This is a genomic window from Actinoplanes sp. NPDC051475, assembly GCF_040689425.1.
In the GTDB taxonomy this organism is placed as follows: Bacteria; Actinomycetota; Actinomycetes; order Mycobacteriales; family Micromonosporaceae; genus Actinoplanes.
Genome location: NZ_JBFAZZ010000030.1, coordinates 1 through 24899 on the forward strand (window position 1 = coordinate 1; position 24899 = coordinate 24899).

At 70.7% G+C, this 24899-nt stretch carries 22 protein-coding genes; 21 read left to right on the top strand and 1 reads right to left on the bottom strand.

The features are described 5' to 3' along the window. Nucleotides 1-283: 283 nt before the first annotated feature. The 15 genes from AB0368_RS36750 to AB0368_RS36820 all read left to right on the top strand — a co-directional run bounded on the left by AB0368_RS36750 (nt 284) and on the right by AB0368_RS36820 (nt 14563). A complete protein-coding gene (locus tag AB0368_RS36750) occupies nt 284-565 on the top strand; it encodes a hypothetical protein (RefSeq protein ID WP_366158667.1) in 282 nt (93 codons plus the stop codon). Nucleotides 566-644: 79 nt separating this feature from the next. Further along, nucleotides 645-2183: a GGDEF domain-containing protein gene (locus AB0368_RS36755; protein WP_366158668.1), complete on the top strand. Its 1539-nt coding sequence runs from the start codon at nt 645-647 to the stop codon at nt 2181-2183. A 78-nt stretch (nt 2184-2261) separates the two neighbouring features. Beyond that, on the top strand, nt 2262-2966 hold the full coding sequence (locus AB0368_RS36760) for a hypothetical protein (protein WP_366158669.1): 705 nt from the start codon (nt 2262-2264) through the stop codon (nt 2964-2966). Between the two features lie 66 nt (nt 2967-3032). Further along, a complete protein-coding gene (locus AB0368_RS36765) occupies nt 3033-3377 on the top strand; it encodes a metalloregulator ArsR/SmtB family transcription factor (RefSeq protein ID WP_366158670.1) in 345 nt (114 codons plus the stop codon). Further along, a complete protein-coding gene (locus AB0368_RS36770) occupies nt 3374-3730 on the top strand; it encodes a VOC family protein (RefSeq protein ID WP_366158671.1) in 357 nt (118 codons plus the stop codon). Before AB0368_RS36765 ends, AB0368_RS36770 begins: the two co-directional genes overlap by 4 nt. A 125-nt stretch (nt 3731-3855) precedes the next feature. Continuing rightward, nucleotides 3856-4815 carry a glycoside hydrolase family 16 protein gene (locus AB0368_RS36775; RefSeq protein WP_366158672.1) on the top strand — a complete coding sequence of 320 codons (960 nt, stop codon included), beginning with the start codon at nt 3856-3858 and terminating at the stop codon, nt 4813-4815. Nucleotides 4816-4889: 74 nt separating this feature from the next. Next, nucleotides 4890-6557, top strand: coding sequence for a glycosyltransferase family 2 protein (locus AB0368_RS36780; protein ID WP_366158673.1), 1668 nt, complete (start codon nt 4890-4892; stop codon nt 6555-6557). An 11-nt stretch (nt 6558-6568) separates the two neighbouring features. Then, on the top strand, nt 6569-7351 hold the full coding sequence (locus AB0368_RS36785) for an HlyD family secretion protein (RefSeq protein WP_366158674.1): 783 nt from the start codon (nt 6569-6571) through the stop codon (nt 7349-7351). A 5-nt stretch (nt 7352-7356) separates the two neighbouring features. Next, nucleotides 7357-7911, top strand: a complete 555-nt coding sequence (locus AB0368_RS36790; RefSeq protein ID WP_366158675.1) for an inorganic diphosphatase — start codon at nt 7357-7359, stop codon at nt 7909-7911. Between the two features lie 227 nt (nt 7912-8138). Then, nucleotides 8139-9806 carry a sodium:solute symporter family protein gene (locus AB0368_RS36795; RefSeq protein ID WP_366158676.1) on the top strand — a complete coding sequence of 556 codons (1668 nt, stop codon included), beginning with the start codon at nt 8139-8141 and terminating at the stop codon, nt 9804-9806. Nucleotides 9807-9824: 18 nt separating this feature from the next. Further along, the gene (locus AB0368_RS36800) at nt 9825-10214 is read left to right on the top strand and encodes a hypothetical protein (protein WP_366158677.1); all 390 of its coding nucleotides are present in this window, start codon (nt 9825-9827) and stop codon (nt 10212-10214) included. Between the two features lie 15 nt (nt 10215-10229). Further along, nucleotides 10230-10724 (top strand): universal stress protein, encoded by a 495-nt coding sequence (locus AB0368_RS36805; protein ID WP_366158678.1) that lies wholly within the window; start codon nt 10230-10232, stop codon nt 10722-10724. After that, on the top strand, nt 10708-11226 hold the full coding sequence (locus tag AB0368_RS36810; protein ID WP_366158679.1) for a hypothetical protein: 519 nt from the start codon (nt 10708-10710) through the stop codon (nt 11224-11226). Before AB0368_RS36805 ends, AB0368_RS36810 begins: the two co-directional genes overlap by 17 nt. Then, nucleotides 11223-12227 (top strand): carbohydrate kinase family protein, encoded by a 1005-nt coding sequence (locus AB0368_RS36815; RefSeq protein WP_366158680.1) that lies wholly within the window; start codon nt 11223-11225, stop codon nt 12225-12227. The genes AB0368_RS36810 and AB0368_RS36815 overlap by 4 nt, the downstream gene beginning before the upstream one ends. After that, nucleotides 12224-14563: a glycosyl hydrolase family 65 protein gene (locus AB0368_RS36820; RefSeq protein WP_366158681.1), complete on the top strand. Its 2340-nt coding sequence runs from the start codon at nt 12224-12226 to the stop codon at nt 14561-14563. Before AB0368_RS36815 ends, AB0368_RS36820 begins: the two co-directional genes overlap by 4 nt. Nucleotides 14564-14573: 10 nt before the next feature. Here AB0368_RS36820 and AB0368_RS36825 read toward each other — a convergent pair whose 3' ends face one another. Then, entirely contained in the window at nt 14574-16673 is a 2100-nt protein-coding gene (locus AB0368_RS36825) for a glycoside hydrolase family 15 protein (protein WP_366158682.1), read from the bottom strand. 205 nt (nt 16674-16878) lie between these two features. Between AB0368_RS36825 and AB0368_RS36830 the strand changes: the two genes are divergently transcribed. The 6 genes from AB0368_RS36830 to AB0368_RS36855 all read left to right on the top strand — a co-directional run bounded on the left by AB0368_RS36830 (nt 16879) and on the right by AB0368_RS36855 (nt 24898). Continuing rightward, nucleotides 16879-17742, top strand: a complete 864-nt coding sequence (locus AB0368_RS36830) for a hypothetical protein (protein ID WP_366158683.1) — start codon at nt 16879-16881, stop codon at nt 17740-17742. A 176-nt stretch (nt 17743-17918) separates the two neighbouring features. Beyond that, nucleotides 17919-19442 carry a Re/Si-specific NAD(P)(+) transhydrogenase subunit alpha gene (locus tag AB0368_RS36835; protein ID WP_366158684.1) on the top strand — a complete coding sequence of 508 codons (1524 nt, stop codon included), beginning with the start codon at nt 17919-17921 and terminating at the stop codon, nt 19440-19442. 4 nt (nt 19443-19446) lie between these two features. After that, nucleotides 19447-20895: a Re/Si-specific NAD(P)(+) transhydrogenase subunit beta gene (gene pntB / locus AB0368_RS36840; protein WP_366158685.1), complete on the top strand. Its 1449-nt coding sequence runs from the start codon at nt 19447-19449 to the stop codon at nt 20893-20895. A gap of 72 nt (nt 20896-20967) precedes the next feature. Further along, nucleotides 20968-21738 carry an electron transfer flavoprotein subunit beta/FixA family protein gene (locus tag AB0368_RS36845; protein ID WP_366158686.1) on the top strand — a complete coding sequence of 257 codons (771 nt, stop codon included), beginning with the start codon at nt 20968-20970 and terminating at the stop codon, nt 21736-21738. 27 nt (nt 21739-21765) lie between these two features. Continuing rightward, nucleotides 21766-22740 carry an electron transfer flavoprotein subunit alpha/FixB family protein gene (locus tag AB0368_RS36850; protein WP_366158687.1) on the top strand — a complete coding sequence of 325 codons (975 nt, stop codon included), beginning with the start codon at nt 21766-21768 and terminating at the stop codon, nt 22738-22740. A 22-nt stretch (nt 22741-22762) separates the two neighbouring features. Further along, a complete protein-coding gene (locus AB0368_RS36855) occupies nt 22763-24898 on the top strand; it encodes a (Fe-S)-binding protein (RefSeq protein ID WP_366158688.1) in 2136 nt (711 codons plus the stop codon). Nucleotide 24899: the final 1 nt, after the last annotated feature.

Here is a 24899-nt window from a genome sequence, read left to right on the forward strand (position 1 = left end):
CACCAGTGCCCACCCGGGTGCCACCCGGTTGTACGACAGACCGGCCCGCCTCGGTGTGCGCTTGAATCGGTCGCCCGACGCCCCACTTGAGGACTACCCCGGCCGTTGCTGCTGTCGTGGTCATGCAGCACGTAGCCGCGAACGGTCCGGACAATTCGACGCTGTTGTCCGTGTCCGTCCTTCCGCCGATGGGGTGCCGGTGGCCACCTGCATCACGGCTGTTTCCGGCAAGCGGTTCACACACCTGGACAGGCGCTCCGGCGAACCGGCTACGGTTAAGGCGATGACGACGACCTACTCAGGCCCTGCCAGACTGTTCCTCGCCGACGGCGCGTGTGTAACCGGCATGGCCTCACTCAGTACCAACCAGCGCGGGGGCCTCAACGGCTGGGGCGGCACGTTCCGCCCGGACGAGGTCACCCCGGACCTCAGCAACGCGGGCGAGGGGTTGCAACTCGAACTGCCCTACGACCGGATGGGCACGGTGGCCGTGACCCGTGTCCGCAAACTGCTCGCCACGCAGTTGTTGATGTCGTTCGTCGGAAGCGGGCCCGCACCGTTCTGACGGTGACGCGACGGGAAATCCCCTCGACAGCAGCCTCGTTGCACCCGTTCTGCTAGCTCGGGGGGCCATCCTGGGAGTCATGGCAGAGAAGGCGCCGCGCCGCGCCGTGACCGCCCGGGTCGCGGCCTGCCTCGGCGCAGGGTGGCTGCTGCTCTATGCCGTTCTGGTGGGCGTGGCGCACGGCTCGCCCGCCCTCGAACGGTTCGTGACCGACGGCCTCTACCTGGTGCCCATCGTCAGCTCCGCCGTGCTGAGCGTGGTGGCGGCTCGGCGCCTGCGGGGCCGCGGGGCGCGGATGTGGGGTCTGCTGGCCGCCTCGTACGCGGCCCAGCTGGTCGGCGAGCTGATCTGGAGCGGCAACTCGTATTTCGGCGACGGTCAGCTTCCCCCGCCGTCCGCCGCCGACGCGTTCTACCTCATCGCGTCCGCGCTGGCCGTACCCGCGATCCTCGTCGGTTTCGGCGGTGCGGGGCTGCTGCGGCAGCTGCGCGGACTGCTGGACGCCCTGCTGATCATGCTGGGTGCCGGCGCGCTGGGCTGGACGTTCCTCATCAGCCCGCGGCTGACCGGCTCCCCGGATGCCGCGGTGCTGGTCAGCGCCGCGTACCCGCTGCTCGATCTGGTCCTGCTGACCTGCCTGGTGGTGGTCGGCTTCGCGGGCCACCGAGGCCTGCCGCGCTCGACGGCCCTCGTCGGTTGGTCCGTCGGCGCGATCGTGCTCAGTGACATCGGGTACAACTACCTGGTCGTCATCCGCGGCTACGAGGTGTACCACTGGCTCACGGTCGGCTGGCAGGCCGGCACCGTCCTGGCGAGCCTTGCCGGGCTGACCGCGATGCGCAGCCGGGAGAGCGACGCCCGTCCGCAGGCGCTGGATCGCAACCTCACCCTGCTCCCGGCGTGGTTCGCAGCGCTGGCCACGTTCACCTGCCTGGTCGTGGACAAGGTTCGCACGGACAGCGTCGGTCTCCCGGCGCTGGTGACGACCGGCGGCATGGTGCTCGCCGTGCTGGTGCGGCAGTACCTGTTCGCCGCCGACCGCACCCGGCTGGCGCGGCAGCTGCAGGCCGCCGTGGCCGAGCAGCAGCGCCTGGCCGTGACCGACGGCCTGACCGGGCTGCACAACCGCCGCCATCTCACCGAGATGCTCACGGTGGAAGCCGACCGCGCCGGCCGCACGGGCAGCCCGCTCAGCGTCGTCGTGATCGACCTGGACCACTTCAAACAGATCAATGACACGTACGGTCACCAGGCCGGGGACGCGGTGCTGGTGGAAGCCGCCTCACGCATCCGCGGCGCGATCCGGGCCACGGACGTTCTCGCGCGCTACGGCGGCGAGGAGTTCGTCGTCCTGCTGCCCGGCACCGGCGGACCCGAGGCGATGGAGATCTCCGAGCGGATCCGTACGGTCCTGGCCGCCGGCCCGATCCCCCTGCCGCGGCACGACAGCATCACCGTGACCGCCTCCCTCGGCGCGGCGGTGTCGCACTGGGGCTCCGGCACCGGTCCCGGCGACGCGCTGGACCTTGTGGCCGAGGCGGACCGGGCGCTGTACAAGGCGAAGTCCGCGGGCCGGAACCTCACCGTGCTCGCCGCCCAGGTGCCGGTAGTGCACTAGGTCACCGGCCCGTCAGCTCATGCCGGGCGCTGCGCGTGCCGATGGTCGGGTTCACCCGCCCCCGGAGATCGGATCCTCGTGCTCGCTCGTGCCCTGCGCCGGCTGCTGGCCGCCGCCCTCAGCGTGCCCATGCTGTGGCAACCGGGCACCGCGCACCCGGCCGGCAACGCCGACGCCTACGCGTTCCTCAGCCGGCGTAGCGGCCACCATCTCATCGCGCGCTGGAACCCCTGCGAGGAGATCAATTACCGGGTCAACCTGGCCCGTGCGCCGCGGGGCTCGCTCGTCCAGGTCGAGACGGCCGTTGCCCGGATCGCCCGCGCCACCGGACTGAGGTTCAGCTACGCCGGCACCACGGGCGTCGTGCCGGGTCGCACCCCCGGTGACTATCCACCCGACACGCAGCTCATCATCGCCTGGGCCGTACCGGGTGAGGGCAACCCGTCGTTGTCCGGGGGCGCTGATGTCGCGGGCGTCGGCGGGGCGACGTACCTTCCCGGCCGCACCGAATCGGGGGAGGACGCCCTGATCATCGACCGGGGCATGGTCCTGCTGGATGCCACGAGCAGCGGGGCAGGCGGCGCCGCCACCGGCCGGCTCCTGCTGCATGAGCTCGGGCACGCCGTCGGCCTGGCCCACCCGCTGATCGACGGCCCCAACGAGATCATGTATCCGCTCCTGACGGCCGGGGCCGCCGACTGGGGCGCAGGCGACCTTGCCGGGTTGCACGCAGTCGGCGCATCCGGCGGGTGCCTCCAGCCCTCCGCTTCGGTGCGCTCGTGACGGCCGGAGGATGACAAAGCGGCGGGCCAACGTGTAAGTTTCGGCTTACATGTTGGGAGGTGGGCGGTGGTCGACCTGGCCGCGGTGCTCGGCGCCCTGGCCGATCCGTCGCGGCGGGTGCTGCTGCAGCGGCTCGCGCACGGGCCGGCCACCTCCGGGCAGCTCGCCGAGCTGCTCAGCGTCAGCCGGCCGGCCACCTCGCAGCACCTGCAGGTGCTGCAGGCCACCGGCCTGGTCCGCGCGACGGCGCTGGGCCGGCACCGGTGGTACGAGCTGGCGCCGGGCCCGCTCTACCTGGTGGAGCAGTGGGTCCGCGGCCTCGCCGACACCTGGGCCGCCGCCCCGTCCTTGGACGATCGTGCCGGGGCGCCGCAACGAACCGCCGCACGCCGCGAGGAGAACAAGCCGTGACCCAGCCCGTTACCTACGTCGAGCTGAACTCACCCGACCTGCCCGCGTCCACCGCGTTCTTCCGCGCGGTGTTCGGCTGGGAGCCCCAACCGTTCGCCGCCCCGGACTACCTGGTGGCCCCGCACGGCGACGGGCCCGGCGTCGACTCCGCCCTGCTGGCCTCCCGCGACGGGCAACCCCGGGCGGTCCCGGTCATCCGGGTCCCGGACCTGGACGCGGCCACCGCCGCGGTCGCCGCGCACGGCGGCACGGTCGTCGTGCCGCCGTTCGAGCTGGCCGGCGTCGGCCGCGGCTGCTACGTCGTCGACCCGGCCGGGCTGCTGCTCGGGCTGCACGCCTACGACCGACGCTGAACCCGCACCCACTCAGGAAGCGCAACACGCGGCATGGCCGTAGTGTGGAATCCATCGATGCTGATTGCTGCGCTGAAGAGTCGCGGGGGACCTCCGGCGACGCGGACGGCCGGAGGAGGCCGCACATGGGTCAGCCGGAATTCCGTCCCGGGCCCCGGCGTACGGCCGGGACTCTCCTCGCGGTGCTGGCCGTGGCCCTGGCGGCGTGCACCGGCCGGGAGGCACCCACCGCGCCGCGGCCGTCGAGCTCGGCCCCCGCCTGGCATCTCGTGTGGAGCGACGACTTCGACGGGGGCGCGGGGAGTCTCCCCTCCGGCAAGAACTGGATCCTGAGTACCGGCGTCGGCTATCCCGGCGGCGCGAGGCAGTGGGGGACCGGCGAGGTCGAGACGATGACCGGCGATGCGGCCAATGTGCATCTCGACGGCTCCGGCCATCTGGCCATCGTTGCGCTGCGGACCGGTGCGGGTGTCGGCCGGTGGACCTCCGGGCGGGTGGAGACGCGGCGGACGGACTTCGCCGCGCCGGCCGGCGGTGCGGTGCGGATCGAGGCCTCGTTGCGCATGCCGGACGTGACCGGTCCGGAGGCGGCGGGGTACTGGGCCGCGTTCTGGGCGCTCGGTGCGCCGGCGCGGCCGGTGGGTGCGACCAACTGGCCGCACATCGGGGAGTGGGACATCATGGAGAACGTCAACGGGCGCGACTCCGTCTGGCACACGCTGCACTGTGGTACGCCCGTCGGCGGCCCGTGCCAGGAGACCACCGGGATCAGCAGCGGCGAGCTGCCGTGTTCCGGGTGCCGGGCCGCTTTCCACACGTACGCAATCGTGCATGACCGCAGTGTCAGCCCCGAGGAGCTGCGCTGGTACGTGGACGACAAGAACACCTTCACCGCCCGGGCGGACCGCGTCGATCAGGCGACCTGGTCGGCGGCCAACGACCACGGGTTCTTCGTGATCCTGAACGTCGCCATGGGCGGGTCCTTCCCCGCGCCTTTCGGGGGTGGGCCCACGCCGGCAACCAGACCGGGCGTGCCGATGCTGGTCGACCGGGTCGCCGTGTTCAGCACCGCGGGTTCCGACTGATCATAGATCGACAGTTACCTATGAACGAACGGGGGAACGCAACCGTATCTGCATGACCGAGGAAGGTGGCGCCGATGGCCATCGATTCTGCGATGCCTCAGGCCCGGACCCCCGACGACATGGACTGGCGGCCGATGCAACGGTCCACCAGGGTCGCCGTGTTCCTGGCCCTGGGCGTGACGCTCTTCTACATGGTCTTCCTGCTCAACCCGGCGTACCGCGGGACCACCTGGGTGTGGATCCTGGTGCTCTTCGCCGAGGGCATCACGATCTTCAACGCGCTGGCGATGTGGTGGACGGTGCTGGTCCACACGCCCCAACCCGACCCGCCCGAGGTGTACGCCTGGCGCCGCCGCCTGCTGTCCGGCGAGTTGAAGCCGGCGATCGACGTGTTCATCACCGTGTACGGCGAACCCCTGGACATCGTGCTGGTGACCATCCGCGCCGCCCGCGACATGGCGGTCGAGCATCGCACCTGGGTGCTCGACGACGGTGACAGCGACGAGGTGCGTGACGCCGCCGCCCGCGAGGGGGTCGGCTACCTGCGTCGCAAGGAGCACCTGCACGCCAAGGCCGGCAACATCAACTCTGCTCTCCGCCGTACCGATGGGGAGTTTGTAGTGATCTTGGACGCCGACCATGTGCCCAGCCCCGACTTCCTGGTGCGGGCGTTGCCCCACATGCAGGACCGGGGTGTCGCCTTCGTGCAGACGCCCCAGGCCTTCCCGAGCGCTCGCGGGCTGGTCGCGGAGGGTTCCGCGGAATCCCAGAAGATCTTCTACGAGCTGGTGCTGCCGGGGCGGAACTACTTCAATGCCGTGTTCTGCGTGGGCACCAACGTCATCTTCCGGCGGGCCGCCCTCGAGCAGATCGGCGGCATGTACGTCGCCAGCAACTCCGAGGACATCTGGACCTCCATCGAGCTGCATCGCCGCGGCTGGCGCTCGTGGTTCATCCCCGAAGTGCTCGCGCGCGGACTCGCCCCGGACAGCCTGCTGTCGTACTTCAAGCAGCAGTTCCGGTGGGCGTACGGTGCCTTCGAGGTCCTCCTGCGCGGCGGGCTGTTCCGCCGCAAGGGCCTGACCGTCGACCAGCGGTTCCAATATCTGCTCGCCGGGGTGAACTACATGCTCTCGCTGGCGGCGCTGATCCTGATGTGCCTGCCGGCCGTCTACCTGCTGTTCGGCCTGAGCCCGATCCGGTCCGACATCAGCACCTGGATCGTCCACTACGCCCCGTTCTACCTGCTCATCATGCTGGTCACGGTGATGCAGCTCGGCGGGTTCAAGCCCGCCGCGATCGTGACCAGCATCGGCGCCGCGCCGGTGCACGTGAAGGCCCTGATCATGGCCATCTTCAAGCGCAAGGTGCGCTGGAGCGTCACCAACGCCGGTCCCACCGGCCTGCCGGGCGTCGAGCTCGTCCTGCCGCACGTCGCGTTGCTGCTGCTCAACGCGGTGGCGGTCGCCGTCGGCCTCAGCATGCTGCCGCTGCGCGGTACCGATGTCGCGGCCGTGGGCCTGTCCATCGGCTGGGCCGTGATCTACGTGGTGGTGCTGGGCCGGGTCGTCGCCGAAGCGGTCATCGCCCCGCACGTCATCCGGCAACGGCTCGAGCGCCGCAAGGCGGGGGCGAAGCTGGCCCGCGCCCTGCCGTGGCCCGCCCGGTCGGACGCCAACGACGAGATCGTCAACGCGGCCGTGGAGTCCACCACGCCGGCCCCGCCGTCCCGATCCGCCTGAAGGGAGTCGTCATGGTGCAACCGACGGGAACCAGTTCACAGGACAGCGCCGACCCCATCGAGGCGCCCCGCGTGCCTGCCCCGCCGGCGACCCGGCCGGCTCGCGGCGGGCTGCGCAAATGGCGCGCGCGCCTCATCGTGCTCGTGCTGCTCGCCGCCGCCGTCACGCTCTTCCTGCGGCTCAGTACGGCCCGTGCCACCGACGCGGCGCACATCGACCTCGGGACGGTGACGCTCACCGCGCAGCCGATCCCCGTGGAGGTGTCCCAGACCGGTCAGGTGACCGCGGTGTCGGTCACGGCGCAGCAGCGGGTGTCGGCCAAGCAGAAGCTGGGCACGATCGCGGTGATCACCACGGACTCGGACGGCGACCCGAAAACGACCTCGGTGGACGTGACGGCTCCCCGCGCCGGGATGGTCGTCGATCTGCCGGTCACGGTCGGCAGCTCGATCGGACCCGGCCAGCCGTTCGTGCAGCTCTACGACCCGGCGCAGCTGCGATTCGAGACCAAGGTGCCGCTCGAGGACCTGCCCGAGATCGCCCCGGGCATGCGGGCCACGCTCGAGACCGACGGCATCAACCGCAAGGTGCACGCCGTCATCCAGCGGGTCGTCCCCCGCATCGGCACTCCCGGGACGACGACGAACGACAACCCGCGCGCGATGACCGTGGTGCTGGTGCCCGCCACCGACGAGGACGTCCGGGGGCTGGTGCCGGGGCTCCGCTTCACCGGCTACGTCGACACCCGTACCGGGGTTCCGGGAACCGCGCGACTGGTGTCTCTGGGGAGATGAGGACCATGGACTTCGACGTCACGGTGGAGATTCCCCGGGGGACCCGCAACAAGTACGAGGTGGACGTGCGTACGCACCGGATCTACCTGGACCGTACGCTGTTCACCGCCACCCAGTACCCGGCCGACTACGGCTTCATCGAGGACACCCTCGGCGGCGACGGCACCCCGCTGGATGCCATGGTGCTCGTCCAGGAGCCCACGTTCCCCGGCTGCCTCGTCCTGAGCCGGGCAATCGGCATGTTCCTGATGCACGACGAGCAGGGCCCGACGCCCAAGGTGCTGTGTGTGCCGGCCGCCGACCATCGGCTTGCCCACCTGCGGGACATCATGGACCTGGACCGTTTCCTGCGGCTCGAGATCGCCCACTTCTTCGAGGTGTACAAGGCGGTGGAGCCCGGCAAGAGCGTGCACATCGACGACGAGCCGTGGGCCGGGCGGGAGGAGGCGGAGGCGGAGATCGTCCGCTCCTTCGAACGGGCGCGGGCCGGGTCCGCCACCGCGGTGGTCGACGCCGCCGGGGTGGTCGATCTCGACCCGGCGTGGGGCGAAACGCCATGACTCTTGACGACTTTCCGCCAGGCGTTGTTCACTGGCCCTAACAATCGACGCGCGCTGATGACGAGCCTCACGGCCGGCTCGTCCACAGCATGGGTGATCAGCGTTGACGACAACGCGAGCGATCTCGATCACCGGTGCCGCCGGAACAGCATTCTCGTTGCGGCTGCACGATCATGCGTACTCCCGATCTGGAATTCTCTCCCACGCTTGCTGGGAAGGGGCCGAACATGTTTCTTGCGGCGGACGGTGGCGGCGCGCTGAGTCTGGATCTGAGCCCGGTCGATCTGGTGCTGATGGTGATCTATTTCTCCTTCGTGCTGGGCATCGGTTTCGCGCTCAAACGCGCGGTCAAGTCGTCGCTGGACTTCTTCCTGTCCGGCCGGTCGCTGCCCGCGTGGGTCACCGGGATCGGCTTCATCTCGGCCAACATCGGGGCGGTCGAGCTCCTCGGGCAGTCGGCCAGCGGTGCCCAGTACGGCGCGGCGATGGTGCATTACTTCTGGATCGGCGCCATTCCCGCCATGGTGTTCCTGGGCATCGTCATGATGCCCTTCTACTACGGCTCCAAGGTGCGCAGCGTCCCCGAGTACCTGCGGTTGCGGTTCGACCCGAAGGCGCACCTGATCAACGCGATCACCTTCGTCGTGGGGAGCATGCTGATCGCCGGCGTGAACCTCTACGCGCTGTCGATCGTGCTGGAGGCGCTGCTCGGCATCCCGCTCATCTTCGCCATCATCCTGTCCGCCACGTTCGTGCTCTCCTACATCCTGCTGGGCGGCCTGACCAGCGCGATCTACAACGAGGTGATGCAGTTCTTCGTCGTGCTCATCGGCATGATCCCGCTGACGATCATCGCGATCAAGGAGACCGGCGGCCTCAGCCAGCTGTTCGACAAGCTGAGCTCGGAGCACGGGAAGGCGTTCGTGGAGCCGTGGACGGGCACGGGCGTCGGCGGGGCCAACCCCGTGGGCGATTGGATCGGCATCATCCTCGGCCTGGCCTTCTGCCTGTCGTTCGGATACTGGACGACCAACTTCGCCGAGGTCCAGCGCGCGATGGCCGCCAAGGACGGTAACTCGGCCCGGCTCACCCCGATCATCGGTGCCTATCCCAAGTCGTTCGTACCCCTGATCACCATTCTCCCGGGCATGGCGGCTCTCGTCCTGCTGCCCGGGATCGGCACCGCCGGCAGTGGCCTCGAATACAACGACGCGATCCCGGCGCTGATGGACAAATATCTGCCGCCGGGCGTCCTCGGGGTCGCGGTGACGGGCCTGCTGGCCGCGTTCATGGCCGGCATGGCCGCGAACGTGTCGAGCTTCAACGCGGTGTTCACCTACGACCTGTGGCAGGACTACATCCGGCCCGGCCGCCCCGACCATTACTACCTCGTGGTGGGCCGTTGGGTGACCGTCGGCGGGGTCGCGGTGGCCGTTCTCACCGCGCTCATCGCCTCCGGCTTCAGCAATATCTCCAACTATCTGCAGACGCTGTTCTCGTTCTTCAACGTCCCGTTGTTCTGTGCGTTCATCATCGGCATGTTCTGGCGCCGGGCGACCAGGAGCGCCGGCTTCTGGGGCATTCTGGCCGGAACGGTGACGGCCGTCTTCGTGTACGCGCTCTACAAGTTCGACGTGCTGCACTTCCGCAGCGACCTGCACGAGACGATGTGGGGCTCGATCGCGGCGTTCGCCGCCGGTGCCCTGGCGATGGTGCTCGCCTCGCTGCGAGAGGCACGCAAGACCGACGAGGAATTGCACGGCCTGGTGTACGGGATGGAGATCCGCGACGCCTCCGACACCGCCGCCCGCCCGTGGTATCGATCGCCGATCGTTCTCGGGCTCGGGGTGCTCGTCGTCAACGCGGGGCTCTACGCCGCCGTCTACGCGTTCTGACCTGAGGAGGTTCCCGCCATGACGTCACCGGAGGAAAAAGCAGGCGAGCAAGGCACCGACTTCTTGGCGAAGCTCTTCGACATCCGTTCCTTCACCGGGGCGCTGTTCCTGATCTTCGGAGTGATCGTCACCATCGTCGGGCTGACCGCCAGCGACGCCGACATCGCCAAGTCCGCCGGATTGAACCTCGCGCTGTTCCTCGGGCTGATCATGCTCGCCATGGGTGCGGTCTTCATCATCTGGCTGCTGCTCAGGCCGCCGGAGCTGTTGCACAGTCACGAGGTCACCGAGGAGGACCTGCCCGAGCAACTCCGTCACCAGGGCCTCGAAGCCGTTCCCGAACACCCCGGCGAACCCGGCACCGAGCCGCCGCCTCCGCCCCGCCGGCGCCGGCCGGGTGGGCACTGACCGGGAGGAGGGGACATGAGGTACGGCACGATCATCGTCGGCACGGACGGTTCGGAGTCCGCGCTCAAGGCGGTCGAACAGGCCGCCGAGATCGCCGGAGCCCGCTCCGCGCGGCTTCTCGTGGTGTGCGCCTATCACCCGTTGACGGCGAAGGAGCAGAGCATCCTCGCCGCGGTGGTCGGCCCCACCAGCATGTACCAGGTGGCCGGGACCGACGCCGCCAAGCAGGCACTGGAGGCCGCCAAGGAGCGTGCGGTCGCGTCCGGCGCCTCCGACGTGACCGCGACGCTGGTGAAGGGCGACCCCGGTCAGGCCCTGCTGACTACGGCGAAGGAGCAGGCCGCGGACCTCATCGTCGTGGGCAGCCGCGGCATCAACACCCTGTCCGGGCGGCTTCTCGGCTCGGTGCCGTCGGACGTGTCCCAGCGGGCATCGTGCGACGTCCTCATCGTGCACACGACGGAGGGCGGGTCCCGCAACCAGGGGAGCGGCGATGAGACCGGCGGTTGACGAACAGCGCACCACGGCGCGGGGAGGACCGGCACGGCGGCATCGATTGCTTGCCCGGATCCGGGTGTTCGAGCGGCCCGCGCCGGAGGCCCGGCCGTGGCAGGGCCGGCCCGAAGAGGCGTACCGCGTGCTGGAGGATGCCCGCGCGGTGATCGCGCAGGGTTGGGTCCAGGAACGGTGGTTCGTCCGCCGGCCCACCCCTGCCGCCTGTCTGGTCGGCGCCGTGGTCCACGCGGCCCGGCAGGGCGGATCGGGCGACCCGGTGGTCTCGGCGGGGCCGGCGCTGGACTACCTCTGGGATGCCTGGCAGGAGTCCCGCGGCCTGGGCGGCTCCGGCATCGCCGCCTGGGCGGCTCCCCGGGAGCTTCGCCTGGCCCGGGTACGCGACCTGACGCGCTGGAACGACCAACCCGGCCGCACCCGCGACGAGGTGCTGGGTCTCGTCGACTTGGCGGCCAGCCGCGCGGTCATGGCGGCGGTGAGCGGACCGAGGCTCTCATGACGACTGATGGGCGTACCGGTGGCAGCCGCAAGGTGGCCGTGCTGGGCCCGATCCCCCGCGACCAGATCGTGACGCACGCCGGCGAACGGTTCGAGAAGTACGGCTGCGCGTTGTACACGGCGGTGGCGCTCTCGGCGCTGCTCGATCCCGGCGACACGATCGTGCCGATCACCCATGTCCGGCGGCGGGACGAGGACGCGATCAAGAAGATTCTGAGCGCCTACCGGAACATCGACACCTCGGGGATCACGTCGGCGCACGACCAGGGTGACGTCGTCGAGCTGCGCTACATCGAGCACAACCGCCGGGCCGAGCGGCAGACGAGTTTCATGAATCCGATCCTGCCTGGTGACCTCGACGGGGTACTCGACGCCGACGCGTTCGTCTGCGTCCCGATCACCGACTACGAGGTGAGCCAGCCGACGCTGCGCCACATCAAGGAGCACAACAGCGACGCGATCATCGTCCTGGACGGCCACGGTCCCACGACCACCCTCACCCGCAGCGGCGAACGCCACCCGAGGGTGTGGGCGGACCGGGACGTGTGGCTGCCGTACATCGACATCCTCAAGATGAACCTCGAGGAGGCGAGCTCGACGTGGCTGGGCGAATCGCCGGAGCTGATGGCGGACCCACCGAGCCTCAGCCACGAGGAGCTGCGTGATCTGGCGGAGCACTGCCTCGACCGGGGCGTCGGCGCGGTCTGCGTGACCCTGGACGAACGCGGCTGCGTGGTCTTCCATCGCCGGAGCTCGGGCGAGATCGCCTCGGAGGTCGTCGATCGCATCGAGGTCGGCCGCGTCGTCGACGCGACGGGCGCCGGTGACTCGTTCGCGGCCGGGCTGGGCTTCGGCTACCTCGAATTCCGCGACTACGTCGTCGCCTGCCAGTACGGCAACGCCATGGGTGCGCAGCGCTGCACCGGTGCGGAGCTGAACGTCTATCTGCCCCGTGAAGAGACGCAACGGCAGGTCCTCGCGGCGTACGGCCCTCGACCATGAACGCCGACTCCCGCTGGCAGATCGTCGAGGACGGCTTCGATCCCGCGCGGGCGAACACGTACGAGACGCTGTTCACCACCGGCAACGGGTATCTCGGCACGCGCGGCTCGCTCGAGGAGGGTCACGAGGGCGCCCTGCCCGGGACCTTCCTGCGCGGGGTCTTCGACCACCACGACTCCGCGGTCATCGACCTGGTGAAGGCGCCCGACTGGGTGGCGCTCGATATCGTGGTCGACGGCGTCCGGCTCGACGTCACCTCCGCCTCGATCGTCCGCCATCGCCGGGTCCTGGACATGCGGGACGGCAGCCTGTCGCGCGAGACCGTGTTCGAGGACTCCGAGGGCCGGCGGACCCGCATCGAGTCGGTCCGGTTCGCCAGCAGCGCCGACGAGCACCTGTGCTGCCTGCAGGCTCACATCACGCCCGAGAACCACGCTGCCTCGGTCGTCGTCCGCAGCGGTATCGACGCCACCCGGCACAACCTGGACCGGCGGCCGTTCTACGCGGATCCGCCGCCGGCCGATCCGCAGATGAAGTGGCACAAGTGGGCCAGGTCCCGGCACCTCGACGAGGCCGGCCGCGCGGCGTCCGACGACGGCGTCTATCTCGAGACCCGAACCATCGACACCACCATCACCATCGGGTACGCGGCGAGCACGACGGTATCGGTCTCCGAGGAGCCGGAGGTCGCAGAGCGCTACAAGCACATCGAACAGGTGTCGCGCGCTCAGGTCGCCGCCGGCGAGACGATCAGCGTGGAGAAGCTGGTCACGATCTACACCTCCCGCGACGTCGCGGCGGGCGACGTGCGCCGGGCGGCCCAGGACGAGCTCCGCCGCCACCGGGACGCGGGATTCACGGCGTGCCGGGTCCGCAACCGGGAGGCTTGGGCGGCCAAGTGGGCGGACTCCGACGTCACGATCGACGGCGACGACGAGGCCACGCGGGCCGTACGGTTCAGCATCCACGAACTGCTGATCGCGGCGAACGAATCGGACCCGCGCGTCAACATCGGGGCGAACGCGCTCACCGGCGAGCGTTATCGGGGGCACGCCTTCTGGGACACCGAGGTGTTCATGCTCCCGTTCTACATCTACACCCAGCCTGAGACGGCCCGGGGGCTGCTTCTGTACCGCTACCACACCCTGGACGGCGCCCGGCGCAACGCCCGCGAGACAGGCTTCCGCGGCGCCCGCTACGCGTGGGAGTCCGCCGACACCGGCGTCGAGGAGACCCCGAAGTGGACGATCGACGGCGCGCACCGGATCTGGATGGGCGAGGAGGAGATCCACATCACCTCGGCCGTCGCGTACGGTCTCGTCGCGTACGTCGCCGCCACCGGCGACCACGACCTGATGACCCGGTACGGCGCGGAGATCCTCTTCGAGACCAGCCGCTTCTGGGCCGATCGGCTGGAGGCGACGCCGGAGGGGCGTTACGTGCTGAGCAGGGTCGTCGGCCCGGACGAGTTCCACGAGCACGTCGACAACAGCGCGTACACCAATCACCTGGTGCGGTGGCACCTGCAACAAGCCGCCCGCGTCTACGCCGAGCTCTCCGACAGCAGTGCGGACGAGCTGGCGGCACTGTCGAAGCGCATGGGGCTCACGCGTGAGGAGGTGGAGGACTGGCTCGACAAGGCCGAGCAGATCCACCTGCCGAGCGTGACCGATGCCGGGGTGATCGAGCAGTTCGACGGATACTTCGAGCTGGCCACCCTGCCGGTCGAGCACGACGACAACGACATGCCGATGTATCCACCGGGCTACCACCACTACAACCTGGCCGGCACGAGACTGCTCAAGCAGGCGGACGTGGTGATGCTGACCTACGTGCTGCCGGACGAGTTCTCGGACGAGGTCAAGCTCGCCAATTACGAGTTCTACGAGCCGCTGACGCTGCACAAGTCGTCCCTGAGCCCGGCGACCCACTCGATCATGAGCATCGAGGTCGGCGACCCGGGCCGGGCCGTGCAGTACTTCCGCCGGGCGGCGTCCGTCGACCTCGTGGACAACCAGGGCAACACCGAGGAGGGCGTCCACATAGCCTCCGCCGGCGGCACCTGGCAGATGATCGTGAACGGGTTCGGCGGATTCCGGGTGCGCAACGGCCGGATGACCTTCAAGCCGTGGCTGCCCCCGGACTGGGAGGCCGTCGCCTTCCGGCTCAAGTGGCACGGCAATGCGCTGTCGGTGTCCGCGAACCACGCCACGGCGACGTTCGTGCTGTCCGCTCCCGAGGGCTGTCGCGAGACGGTTCTCGTTCATGGACGCGAGGTGGTCCTGCCCGCCGGCACGGAAGTCGTGGTGGGCCTGACCAGGGATGACCCGGCGTAGCCGCCCGCGATCAGGCCGGACCCCGGCCGAGGTAGCGGTCGGCGACCACGGCGGGCTGCTCGACGACGCGGCCGGCCGCCAGGTCCCGGGCCAGCCGCAGGTATTGGGCGTGCGTCCAGGCCAGCGGCGTCGCCGAGAAGGTGGGCGTGCCGGGCGCGAAGCGGCCCCGCCCGGCCGGGGGCGTACGGTCCCAGACCTGCTCCGGAAGCATGCCGCCCGGGCCGGTGGCACGCGCCATCGCCGCGAGCCGTGAGGAGGCCGTGCGCAGGTCGCCGGCGGCGATCTCGTACTCGCCGCGTTCGCCGCTGAGCAGGGGCCACGCCCGGCCGCGGGAGACGAGCGAGCCGTCGGGCTCGTTGTACTCCCACTGGCTGCCGTCGAGCTGCTCGCCGAACCCGTCGAACGAGGCCCGGTGCCAGAAGAACCCGCGGGAAGTGGCCACGCCGAGCTGGGCGTCGACCACGGCCAGAGTGGTGACCACGTCCGCGTCGGAGGGTGGCAGCACGCCGAGGCGTACCAGGTCGAGGAAGCTGGGGTCGACCACCGTCCGCTGGTCCACTCCGGCCGGTCCGCTGTCCCCGATGGTGTAGGTGGTGCCGGCGTTCGGGTTGCCGTCCTTGGTCAGGCGCAGGAAGTAGGGCCTGGTCGAGTACGGGCCGTTGGTCGTGACCGTCCAGGACTTGAGCCGGGCGCGCCACGAGTCGGCCGTCGCGAGATACCGCCGGGCCGAGGACTGATCACCGTGGCCGCGCGCGATCGACGCGGCGCAGACCAGCCCGGCGATCGTGGTGGCGATGGTGTTGGGGGAGTAGCCGGACTGGTTCTCCCAGCGCTCCTGCGGCGTGAACGGGGCCTGCGGGTACGAGACCAGGAAGTCGGCCGCCCGCCTGACCTGCGGCCAAGTGTCCGTACGCCCCAGCTGGTACGCCAGCACGATGGGCAGCGCCACCTCGTCGAGTTGCAGGCCACCCCACACGGGTGTGCCGTCCACCTGGGAGTTCTGGGGGAACGAGCCGTCCGTCTTCTGCTGCACGCCGAACAGGAAGTCGAGGGCTCGGTGGGCGCCGGCGCGGTCACCGGCGGCGATCAGGCCGGTGGCGATCTGGTACAGGTCGCGGGCCCACACCAGGTGGTAGGGGCCCGACGGGTCGTCCGTACCGAATGCCCAGGGTGAGGCCGGCGCCGCGACGTACGCCCCAGGGTGGATCTTGTCCTCCGAGGCCGCGAGGATCATCGCCGAGGTGCGGTAGAGCTGCCGCTGCGCGGCGGTGCGCAGGACCCGGGGTGGGACGGCCAGACCGGCCAGATAGCTTTTCCAGCCGTACGCGTAATGGCGCGAAACGGTCCGGAAGCCGTCCCGGAGCGACTGCCGGGCGGTGGTCAGCGCGTCGGCGGCCGAGCCGGCGAACGCGAGCGCGAGGGTGGTGTGCGGCCCGCGCAACGCCGCCGTCTGCACCAGGTTGCCCGCCGTGGCCGAGGAGTAGCGCCAGTCCATCCGCCCGTCGCGCAGGTCGGTGAGCCCGTCGCTGGTCCCGGCGAACCCGCTGGACGTGGCGGTGAAAGACCCGGCCAGCGCGCTCGACACCCCGCCGTCCGTGGCGAGAAGCGCCCCGCCGGAGGTCCGTCCCGAGTCGCCACCACGGGAGTTGCCCAGCGCCGGGTCGTAGATCGCGAACAAGCCGTAGCCGCGCGGCGCCGCGAAGGTGAGGTCGACCAGGACCGCCGACCGGGCCGGGTCGGTGGCGTAGTCGGCGGTGAGGTGCCAGCCGGCCCCGTCGAAGGTCTGCCGGAAACGCAGACCGTCGAGCTGCTCGGTGCGTACGACCGCCGTGGCGAGGCCGTCGCGGGAGGTCACCGCGAAGGTGAGGGACCGGGCGCTCGGCCCGCCGATGGTCGGATAGAAGATCTCGCCCAGCCCGCCCTCGCGCTGCACGGTCGCCCAGACCCGGCTTTCCCGCGTCCGCGACGTGAGCAGCCCCGACTTGTCGGCCGGCAGATACTGTTGATCAACTCCGGGTGCGCCCGGCGCGGCCCCGGTGGCCGGCGCGGCGGGCGTGAGTCCGAGCGCGACCACCAGGAGCGCGGGCAGAGCCGGCAGGACGGGCGTCATATCGACCTCCTCGGCGTGACCCTCCCGGTCTACACCGGTGGAATCGTGATCGCACCCGCTGCCACTTCGGTGTCCGGTGCAGGACACGATGGAGCGATGATCGGGCCGGTCCTGCTCGACGGTCTCCTCGTCCACCTGGACGTCGCCGGTCCGGATCTGACGTGCCGATAATGGAGGCTCCGTCCGGCGGCACTCAGGAGGATCGATGGCAGAGCTCGAACCGGCGCTGGCCCGTACGGCTTGGCGGACCGCCGAGCCCATCCACGGCATGATCTATTTCGTACCGGAGGCCCACCAGCGGTATGCCGCGCTCGGCTTGCGCGACCGGATGGGCTACTTCGCCTCCCGGGCCGCCGCGTTCGGGCCCGTCGGCGCGGAGGCGGTCATCGCGACGTTCTTCAACTTCAACCCCGCTTTGGTACGGGCGGCCATCCCGGAAGCGTGGCGCATCGCCGCACCGGAGGACATCCTGCGGACCCGTCTGGAGGCGGCCGATGCCGCGCTCCGGAGGGCCTGCGGCCCGGACCTGCTCGCCTCGCCCGAGATGGCCGAGGCGGCGGGTCTGGCCCGGCGGGCGGCCGAGTCGGCGAGCGAGCACCCCGAGGGCCGGCCCCTGTTCGCGGCGACCTCGGCACTGCCGTGGCCCGACGAGCCGCATCTGGTGCTCTGGCATGCGCAGACGCTGCTCCGCGAGTACCGGGGTGACGGCCACGTGGCCGCCCTGCTCCTCGCGGGATTTTCCGGGATCGAGGCCCTCGTCCTGCACGCGGCGACGGGTGTCGTCGGGGCGGAGGTCCTGCGGCGGACCCGGGGCTGGAGCCAGGCCGAGTGGGACGCCGCTGCTGATCGTCTGCGGACAGGCGGACTGCTCGAGACCGGCGACGAGCCGGGGCTGACCGGGACCGGCCGGGCGCAGCGACAGTGGGTCGAGGAGCGGACCGACCTGTCGGCCGTCCCGGCGTACGAGGTGCTCGGCAGTGCCGGCTGCGCGCGGCTGGTGGAACTGGCGGGGCGGATCAGCCGCGCGGTGGTCGAGGCCGGGTTGATCAACGTCCCGAAGGCGGCCTGATCGGCAGCACTGTGCGTGATCATGCGATCGGTCCACGCAACAGTGTCCGTCGGGGTCTGGACATTCGGACCCGGACAACACAACCTTGCTACTGGCAAGTAACAATATGTTGGCAGCATTGAACCGAGCGCTCGTGCCCCACGTTTCCATGGTCAAGGTCAACAGGGGAGTCAAGGATGATCATCGGTGTACCGCGTGACCCCCATCCGGGCGAGCGGCGCGTCGCGGCGACACCCGCCACCGTGGTGGAGCTGGTCAAGCTCGGGTACGACGTGGTGGTGGAGGCCGGTGCCGGTGCGGCCTCCTCGTTCTCCGACGAGGCCTACGCCACCGCCGGGGCGAGCATCGGCGACCCCCTCGCGGCCGACGTCCTCTTCGCGATCAACCCGCCGTCCGCGGAGCAGCTCGACAAGCTCGGCGCGGGCGCCACGCTGATCGGGATGCTGAACCCGCGCCTGGACCAGGACCTCGTGGCGGACCTGGCGCGCCGCCCGATCACGGCGCTGTCGATGGACGCGGTCCCGCGGATCTCCCGGGCCCAGTCCCTCGACGTGTTGTCGTCGATGGCCAACATCGCCGGCTACCGCGCGGTCGTCGAGGCCGCGCACGCCTTCGGCCGGTTCTTCACCGGCCAGGTGACCGCCGCCGGCAAGGTGCCGCCGGCCAGGGTGCTGGTCGCGGGCGCGGGCGTCGCCGGTCTGGCGGCGGTCGGCGCCGCGGGCCGCCTGGGCGCGATCGTCCGGGCGACCGACCCCCGCCCGGAGGTGGCCGACCAGGTCAGATCCCTCGGCGGGGAGTACCTGCCGGTCGAGGCCGCCGACGTCGAGGTCTCGTCGACCGGCTATGCCAAGGAGATGTCCGACGACTACAACGAGCGCGCCGCCCGGCTCTACGCCGCGCAGGCCGGCGAGGTCGACATCATCATCACCACCGCGCTGATCCCCGGCAGGCCGGCGCCGCGGCTGATCACCGGGGCGATGGTGGCGAGCATGAAGCCGGGCAGCGTGATCGTCGACATGGCCGCGGCCAACGGCGGCAACGTCGAGGGCGCCGTCGCGGGCGAGGTGGTGGTCACCGCGAACGGCGTGACCATCATCGGCTACACCGACCTGCCCGGCCGGCTGCCCGCGCAGGCCTCCCAGCTGTACGGCACCAACCTGGTGAACCTCATGAAGCTGCTGACCCCGGAGAAGGACGGGGAACTCGTGCTCGACTTCGAGGACGTCGTCCAGCGCTCGATGACCGTCGTCCGCGACGGCGAACTGACCTGGCCGCCGCCCCCGGTCTCGGTCTCCGCCGCGCCCACCGCCGCTCCGGTCGCCGCCGCGCCCGCGGCACCCGCCCCCGCGCAGCGGCGACCGGGACGACAGCTGGCGATGGTCGGGGCCGGAGCCGCCGCGCTGTTCCTGCTCACGTCCCTGGCGCCGACCGCGTTGCGCGGGCACCTGACCGTTTTCGCCCTGGCGATCGTCATCGGCTATTACGTCATCGGGCACGTGCACCACGCCCTGCACACGCCGCTGATGTCGGTGACCAACGCGATCTCCGGGATCATCGTCGTCGGCGCCCTGCTCCAGCTCGGGCACGGCGGCAGCGTGGTGACCGGACTGGCGTTCGTCGCGATCCTGCTGGCCAGCATCAACGTCGTCGGTGGCTTTGCGGTGACGCGCCGCATGCTCGCCATGTTCTCCAGGAGCTGATCTGATGACCGTCGAGACCGCGGCTCAGGCGGCGTACATCGTCGCCGCCCTGCTCTTCATCCTCGCGCTGGCCGGCCTGTCGAAGCACGAGACCGCCAAGGCCGGCAACACCTTCGGCATCGCCGGGATGGCCGTCGCGCTGGCCGCCACCATCGCCCTCGCGATCGCCCGCGACCTCAGCACCACCGGCCTGATCCTGCTCGTGGTGGCCACCCTCATCGGCGCAGCGATCGGCCTGCACCGCGCCGGCCGGGTCGAGATGACCGGAATGCCGGAACTGATCGCCCTGCTGCACAGCTTCGTCGGTCTCGCCGCGGTGCTGGTCGGCTGGAATGGATACCTGCACGTCGAGGCCCACCCGCACGGCGCCGAGGCCATCCAGTTGAGCGGTCAGCACATGCTCGGCATCCACAGCGCGGAGGTGGTCATCGGTGTCTTCATCGGCGCCGTGACCTTCACCGGCTCGATCGTGGCGTTCCTCAAGCTTTCCGCCCGGATCAAGTCCAGCCCGCTCACCCTGCCCGGCAAGAACGTCATCAACCTCGGCGCCCTGGTCGCCTTCGCGGCGCTCACCGCCGGATTCGTGGTGTCGTCCCAGCTCTGGATGCTGATCGTCGCGACCGTCATCGCTCTGCTGCTGGGCTGGCACCTGGTCGCTTCCATCGGCGGCGGCGACATGCCGGTGGTGGTGTCGATGCTCAACAGCTACTCCGGCTGGGCCGCCGCGGCCGCCGGATTCCTGCTCGAGAACGACCTGCTCATCGTCACCGGCGCGCTCGTCGGCTCGTCCGGCGCCTACCTGTCGTACATCATGTGCAAGGCGATGAACCGGTCCTTCCTGTCCGTGATCGCCGGTGGCTTCGGCATCGAGGCCGGCCCGGCCGGGGACAAGGACTACGGCGACCACCGGGAGATCACCCCCGACGGCGTCGCCGAACTGCTCACCAACGCCGACTCGGTGATCATCACCCCCGGGTACGGGATGGCCGTCGCCCAGGCGCAGCACGGCGTCGCCGAGCTCACCCGGGTGCTGCGCGAGCGCGGCGTGGACGTCCGCTTCGGCATCCACCCGGTGGCGGGCCGCCTGCCCGGCCACATGAACGTGCTGCTCGCCGAGGCGCGGGTGCCGTACGACATCGTGTGCGAGATGGACGAGATCAACGACGACTTCGCGGGCACCTCGGTGGTGCTGGTGATCGGCGCCAACGACACGGTGAACCCGGCGGCGACCGAGGATCCGACCAGCCCCATCGCCGGCATGCCGGTGCTAACCGTGTGGGAGGCGGACGACGTCGTCGTCTTCAAACGGTCGATGGCCTCCGGGTACGCCGGCGTGCAGAACCCGCTGTTCTTCCGGGACAACTGCGCGATGCTCTTCGGCGACGCGAAGGAGCGGGTGGACGACATCCTCAGTGCTGTCACGGCCGCGGCCGTGGCAGGGGCTCGCCGCTGACCCAGCGCGCCGCCGGTCCACGCCGGGCCAAAAATCTATGGTGATCAATGCTTTGATCGGTAGACTCCGTCAATGCGAGTCGTGGTCCTGGTCAAACACGTGCCGTGCACGCTGCGCGGCATGACGTTCGGCGCCGATCACACCCTGGACCGCGCCGCCCGGCCCGGTCAGCTCAACGAGGTCGACGAGTACGCGGTCGACCAGGCTCTGCGGATCGCCCGGCGGCGGCGCGACGTGCACATCACCGCCGTGACGATGGGCCCCCCGGCGGCCGCCGGGGCGCTGCGCAAGGCGTTGATCCTCGGCGCTGACGACGCGGTCCACGTCCTCGACGACCGGCTGCACGGCAGCCACGCCCTCGCCACCGCGAGGGTGCTCGCCGCCGTCGCGGGACGGCTCGAGTTCGACCTCGTGCTCTCCGGCTCGGCGTCGTCGGACGCGGGCATGTCCGCGGTGCCGGCCATGGTCGCAGAGCTGCTCGGGGTCCCGATGCTCGGCTTCGCCGACATCCTGCGGGTCCGGGAACACAAGGTCGAGATCGGGCGGGACGACGGCGCGGGCCTGCAGACGTACGCCGCGGCGCTGCCCGCCGTGGTCTCGGTGACCGAACGCTGCGCCGAGCCCCTGCTGCCCACGCTGACGGCGACCCTCGACGCCCGCCACAAGCTGATCCACACCTGGTCGCTGGCCGACCTCGGCATCGCGGGCAGCGACGCCGCCTCCACGGTCGTCCGCGCCGTCAGGGCGCAGCCGGCCGGCAGGACCCACGTCATGTTCGCCGACGACCCCACGGTCGCGGCCATCCGGCTGGCGGACTTCCTGGCGCTCCACCTGTCCCTGTAGAAGTCGCGTAACCCGTGAAGAGGGGTCATGAGACATGTGCTGGTGCTCGTGGACCGCAACCCGGCCGACGGGAGCGTGTGCCGCTCCACGTGCGCGCTGCTGACCCTCGCCCGCCGGCTCGGTTCGCCGACGGCGGTCCTGTGCGGCCCGCCCGGCGCGGCCGGCGTCGCGCTGCTGGGCCGGTTCGGCGCCGCCACGATCGCGACCATCACCCGGAGCGAACTCGAGGAGCATCCCGCCGCGGCCCGGGTCGAGCTGCTGTCCCACCTCGTCCGCCGGACGGCGCCCGTCGCCGTCCTCGTGGCCTCCCACCGCCTCGGCCAGGAGGTCGCCGCCCGGCTGGCCGCGCGGCTGGGCTCCGGCCTCATCAGTGACGCCGTCGACGTGCGCACGGACGCCGACGGGCCGGTCGGGGTCCAGGCCGCGCTGCTGGGTGCGTACCTTGTGGAGTCCAGCGTGACGCGCGGCGTGCCGGTGTTCACCGTGCGAACCGATGCCGTCGCACCGGAGGCGTCGCCCGTGGAGCCGGCCGTCGAGCGGGTGGACATCAGCTTCCCGCCCACGGTCCGCGCCGTACGCCGGATCGCCCGCCGGCCGGCCGGTGCCGAGCTCCGGCCGGTCCTGGCCACGGCGGCCGTCGTCGTCGCCGGCGGCCGGGGGCTGGGCTCGCGGCAGTCGTTCGGACTGGTCGGCGCGCTCGCCGAGGCCCTGCGCGGCACCGCCGGGGGGTCGCACACTGCGACCGAGCTCGGCTGGTGCCCGCGTCGCGACCAGATCGACCAGGTGGGCACGATCGTCCATCCCCGCCTCTACCTGGCGCTCGGCATCTCCGGCTCGGTCCGCCACCGGGCCGCCATGCAACACGCGGAGACGATCGTGGCGATCGACCGGAATCCGGCCGCGCCCATCTTCGACCTGGCCGACCTCGGCGTGGTCGGCGACGTCCACCGGGTGGTGCCCGAGTTGCTCGCCGAGATCAGCAGACGCAAGGCCACCCGGTGATCAGCCACAGCGAGGAGACGACGTGACGATACGACTGGTGCTCGGGCTTCTGCTGACCGCGGCCGCGTTCGCGCTGGCCGGGCGGCGGATCCTTACCCTGGTCCGGCTGGCCCGCACCGGGCAGCCGGCGGAGCCCGAGCGCACCGGGGACCTCGGCACCCGCCTGGGGGCGATCGTGACCGAGGTGCTCGGCCAGCGGAAGCTGCTGAAGTGGAGCGTGCCCGGCCTCGCGCACTTCGCGGTCTTCTGGGGGTTCGTCATCCTCGGCGCGACCATCGTGGAGGGCTACGGCGCGCTGTTCGACCCGGACTTCCACATCCCGCTCATCGGCACGCAGGCGTGGCTGGGCTTCCTCGAAGACTTCTTCACCGTGGCCGTCCTCGTCTCGCTCGTCGTGTTCGCCGCGATCCGGCTGCGCCACAGCCCGCAGCGCGACGGGCGCCGGTCCCGGTTCTTCGGGTCCCACACGGGCGCCGCCTGGCTGGTGCTCTTCATGATCTTCAACGTGATGTGGACGCTGCTGCTCTACCGCGGCGCCCAGGTCAACACCGGCAACTTCCCCTTCGAGCACGGCGCGTTCGCGTCGGAGGCGGTCGGGCGGCTGCTGCAGCCGGCCGGGGACGCCGCCAACGAGGTCCTGGAGACGGTCGGCATCCTCGCCTCGCTCGGCGCAGTGCTGACCTTCCTCGTCATCGTCGTGCACTCCAAGCATCTGCACATCGGACTCGCGCCGCTCAACGTGCTGTTCTCCCGCCGCCCGCGGGCGCTGGGCCCGCTGCTGCCGGTGCACTCGGGCGGCGTACCGGTGAACTTCGAGGACCCGGACGAGGACGACAAGATCGGCCGGGGCGTGATCGAGGACTTCACCTGGAAGGGCATGCTGGACTTCGGTTCCTGTACGGAGTGCGGCCGGTGCCAGTCGCAGTGCCCGGCCTGGCACACCGACAAGCCCCTCAACCCCAAGCTGGTCATCATGAGCCTTCGCGACCACGCGCTGGCGAAGGCGCCGTACCTGCTCGCCACCTCCGACGCCGAGCGCGCCGCTCTGCCCAAGGACGTGCTCGCGGAGGCGGCGCGGCCCCTCGTCGCGCCGGAGGCGGACGGCGGTGTGATCGACCCCGACGTGCTGTGGTCCTGCGTGACCTGCGGCGCGTGCGTCGAGCAGTGCCCCGTCGACATCGAGCACGTCGACCACATCGTCGACATGCGGCGCTACCAGGTGCTCATCGAGTCCCAGTTCCCGAAGGAAGCCAACGTCATGCTGCGCAACCTCGAGCGGGCCGGAGACCCGTGGGGCCGCGGCGCGAAGGCGCGGCTGGAGTGGACGGCAGGGCTGCCGTTCGAGGTCCGCGTCTTCGGCACCGGCGGCGAGGAACGGCTGCCCGAGGATGTCGAATACCTCTTCTGGGTCGGCTGCGCCGGCGCGCTCGACGAGAACGCCAAGCGCACCACCCGAGCGGTCGCGCAGCTGTTGCACGAGGCCGGCGTCGAGTTCGTCGTGCTCGGCGGCGGCGAGACGTGCACGGGCGACGCCGCCCGCCGCCTCGGCCAGGAGATGCTGTTCCAGGAGCTGGCCACGCAGAACGTGGAGACCCTGAATGCGGCCGGGGCCCGCAAGATCGTGGTGACCTGCGCGCACTGCTTCAACACGATCGGCAACGAGTACCGTCAGCTCGGCGGCGATTTCGAGGTGGTCCACCACACCCAGCTGCTCTCCCGGCTCGTGGCCGACGGCCGCCTGCGCCCGGCGCATCCCGTCGACACCGCGGTCACCTACCACGACCCCTGCTACCTCGGGCGGCACAACCGCGTCTTTGAGCCGCCCCGGGAACTGCTGGGCAGCGTGCCCGGACTGCAGTTCACCGAGATGTCCCGCAGCCGGGAGACGTCGTTCTGCTGCGGGGCGGGCGGCGCCCGGATGTGGATGGAGGAGCCGCTCGGCACCCGCATCAACGAGGCCCGCACCGACCAGGCACTGGAGACCGGGGCGAGCGTGGTCGCCGCGGCGTGCCCGTTCTGCATCAGCATGCTCACCGACGGCGTCGCCACCCGCAAGCAGCAGGGCAAGGCGGCGGAGGACGTACGGGTCACCGACGTGTCCGAACTGCTGCTGCGATCGGTACGCGGCACGGGCACGACGCCCGGGACGCCGCAGTAAC

Coding starts and splice junctions, on each gene's coding strand:
- AB0368_RS36750 (WP_366158667.1), top strand. CDS start 284: ATGACGACGACCTACTCAGGCCCTGCCAGACTGTTCCTCGCCGACGGC.
- AB0368_RS36755 (WP_366158668.1), top strand. CDS start 645: ATGGCAGAGAAGGCGCCGCGCCGCGCCGTGACCGCCCGGGTCGCGGCC.
- AB0368_RS36775 (WP_366158672.1), top strand. CDS start 3,856: ATGGGTCAGCCGGAATTCCGTCCCGGGCCCCGGCGTACGGCCGGGACT.
- AB0368_RS36780 (WP_366158673.1), top strand. CDS start 4,890: ATGGCCATCGATTCTGCGATGCCTCAGGCCCGGACCCCCGACGACATG.
- AB0368_RS36785 (WP_366158674.1), top strand. CDS start 6,569: ATGGTGCAACCGACGGGAACCAGTTCACAGGACAGCGCCGACCCCATC.
- AB0368_RS36790 (WP_366158675.1), top strand. CDS start 7,357: ATGGACTTCGACGTCACGGTGGAGATTCCCCGGGGGACCCGCAACAAG.
- AB0368_RS36795 (WP_366158676.1), top strand. CDS start 8,139: ATGTTTCTTGCGGCGGACGGTGGCGGCGCGCTGAGTCTGGATCTGAGC.
- AB0368_RS36800 (WP_366158677.1), top strand. CDS start 9,825: ATGACGTCACCGGAGGAAAAAGCAGGCGAGCAAGGCACCGACTTCTTG.
- AB0368_RS36805 (WP_366158678.1), top strand. CDS start 10,230: ATGAGGTACGGCACGATCATCGTCGGCACGGACGGTTCGGAGTCCGCG.
- AB0368_RS36810 (WP_366158679.1), top strand. CDS start 10,708: ATGAGACCGGCGGTTGACGAACAGCGCACCACGGCGCGGGGAGGACCG.
- AB0368_RS36815 (WP_366158680.1), top strand. CDS start 11,223: ATGACGACTGATGGGCGTACCGGTGGCAGCCGCAAGGTGGCCGTGCTG.
- AB0368_RS36820 (WP_366158681.1), top strand. CDS start 12,224: ATGAACGCCGACTCCCGCTGGCAGATCGTCGAGGACGGCTTCGATCCC.
- AB0368_RS36825 (WP_366158682.1), bottom strand. CDS start 16,673: ATGACGCCCGTCCTGCCGGCTCTGCCCGCGCTCCTGGTGGTCGCGCTC.
- AB0368_RS36830 (WP_366158683.1), top strand. CDS start 16,879: ATGGCAGAGCTCGAACCGGCGCTGGCCCGTACGGCTTGGCGGACCGCC.
- AB0368_RS36835 (WP_366158684.1), top strand. CDS start 17,919: ATGATCATCGGTGTACCGCGTGACCCCCATCCGGGCGAGCGGCGCGTC.
- pntB (WP_366158685.1), top strand. CDS start 19,447: ATGACCGTCGAGACCGCGGCTCAGGCGGCGTACATCGTCGCCGCCCTG.
- AB0368_RS36845 (WP_366158686.1), top strand. CDS start 20,968: ATGCGAGTCGTGGTCCTGGTCAAACACGTGCCGTGCACGCTGCGCGGC.
- AB0368_RS36850 (WP_366158687.1), top strand. CDS start 21,766: ATGAGACATGTGCTGGTGCTCGTGGACCGCAACCCGGCCGACGGGAGC.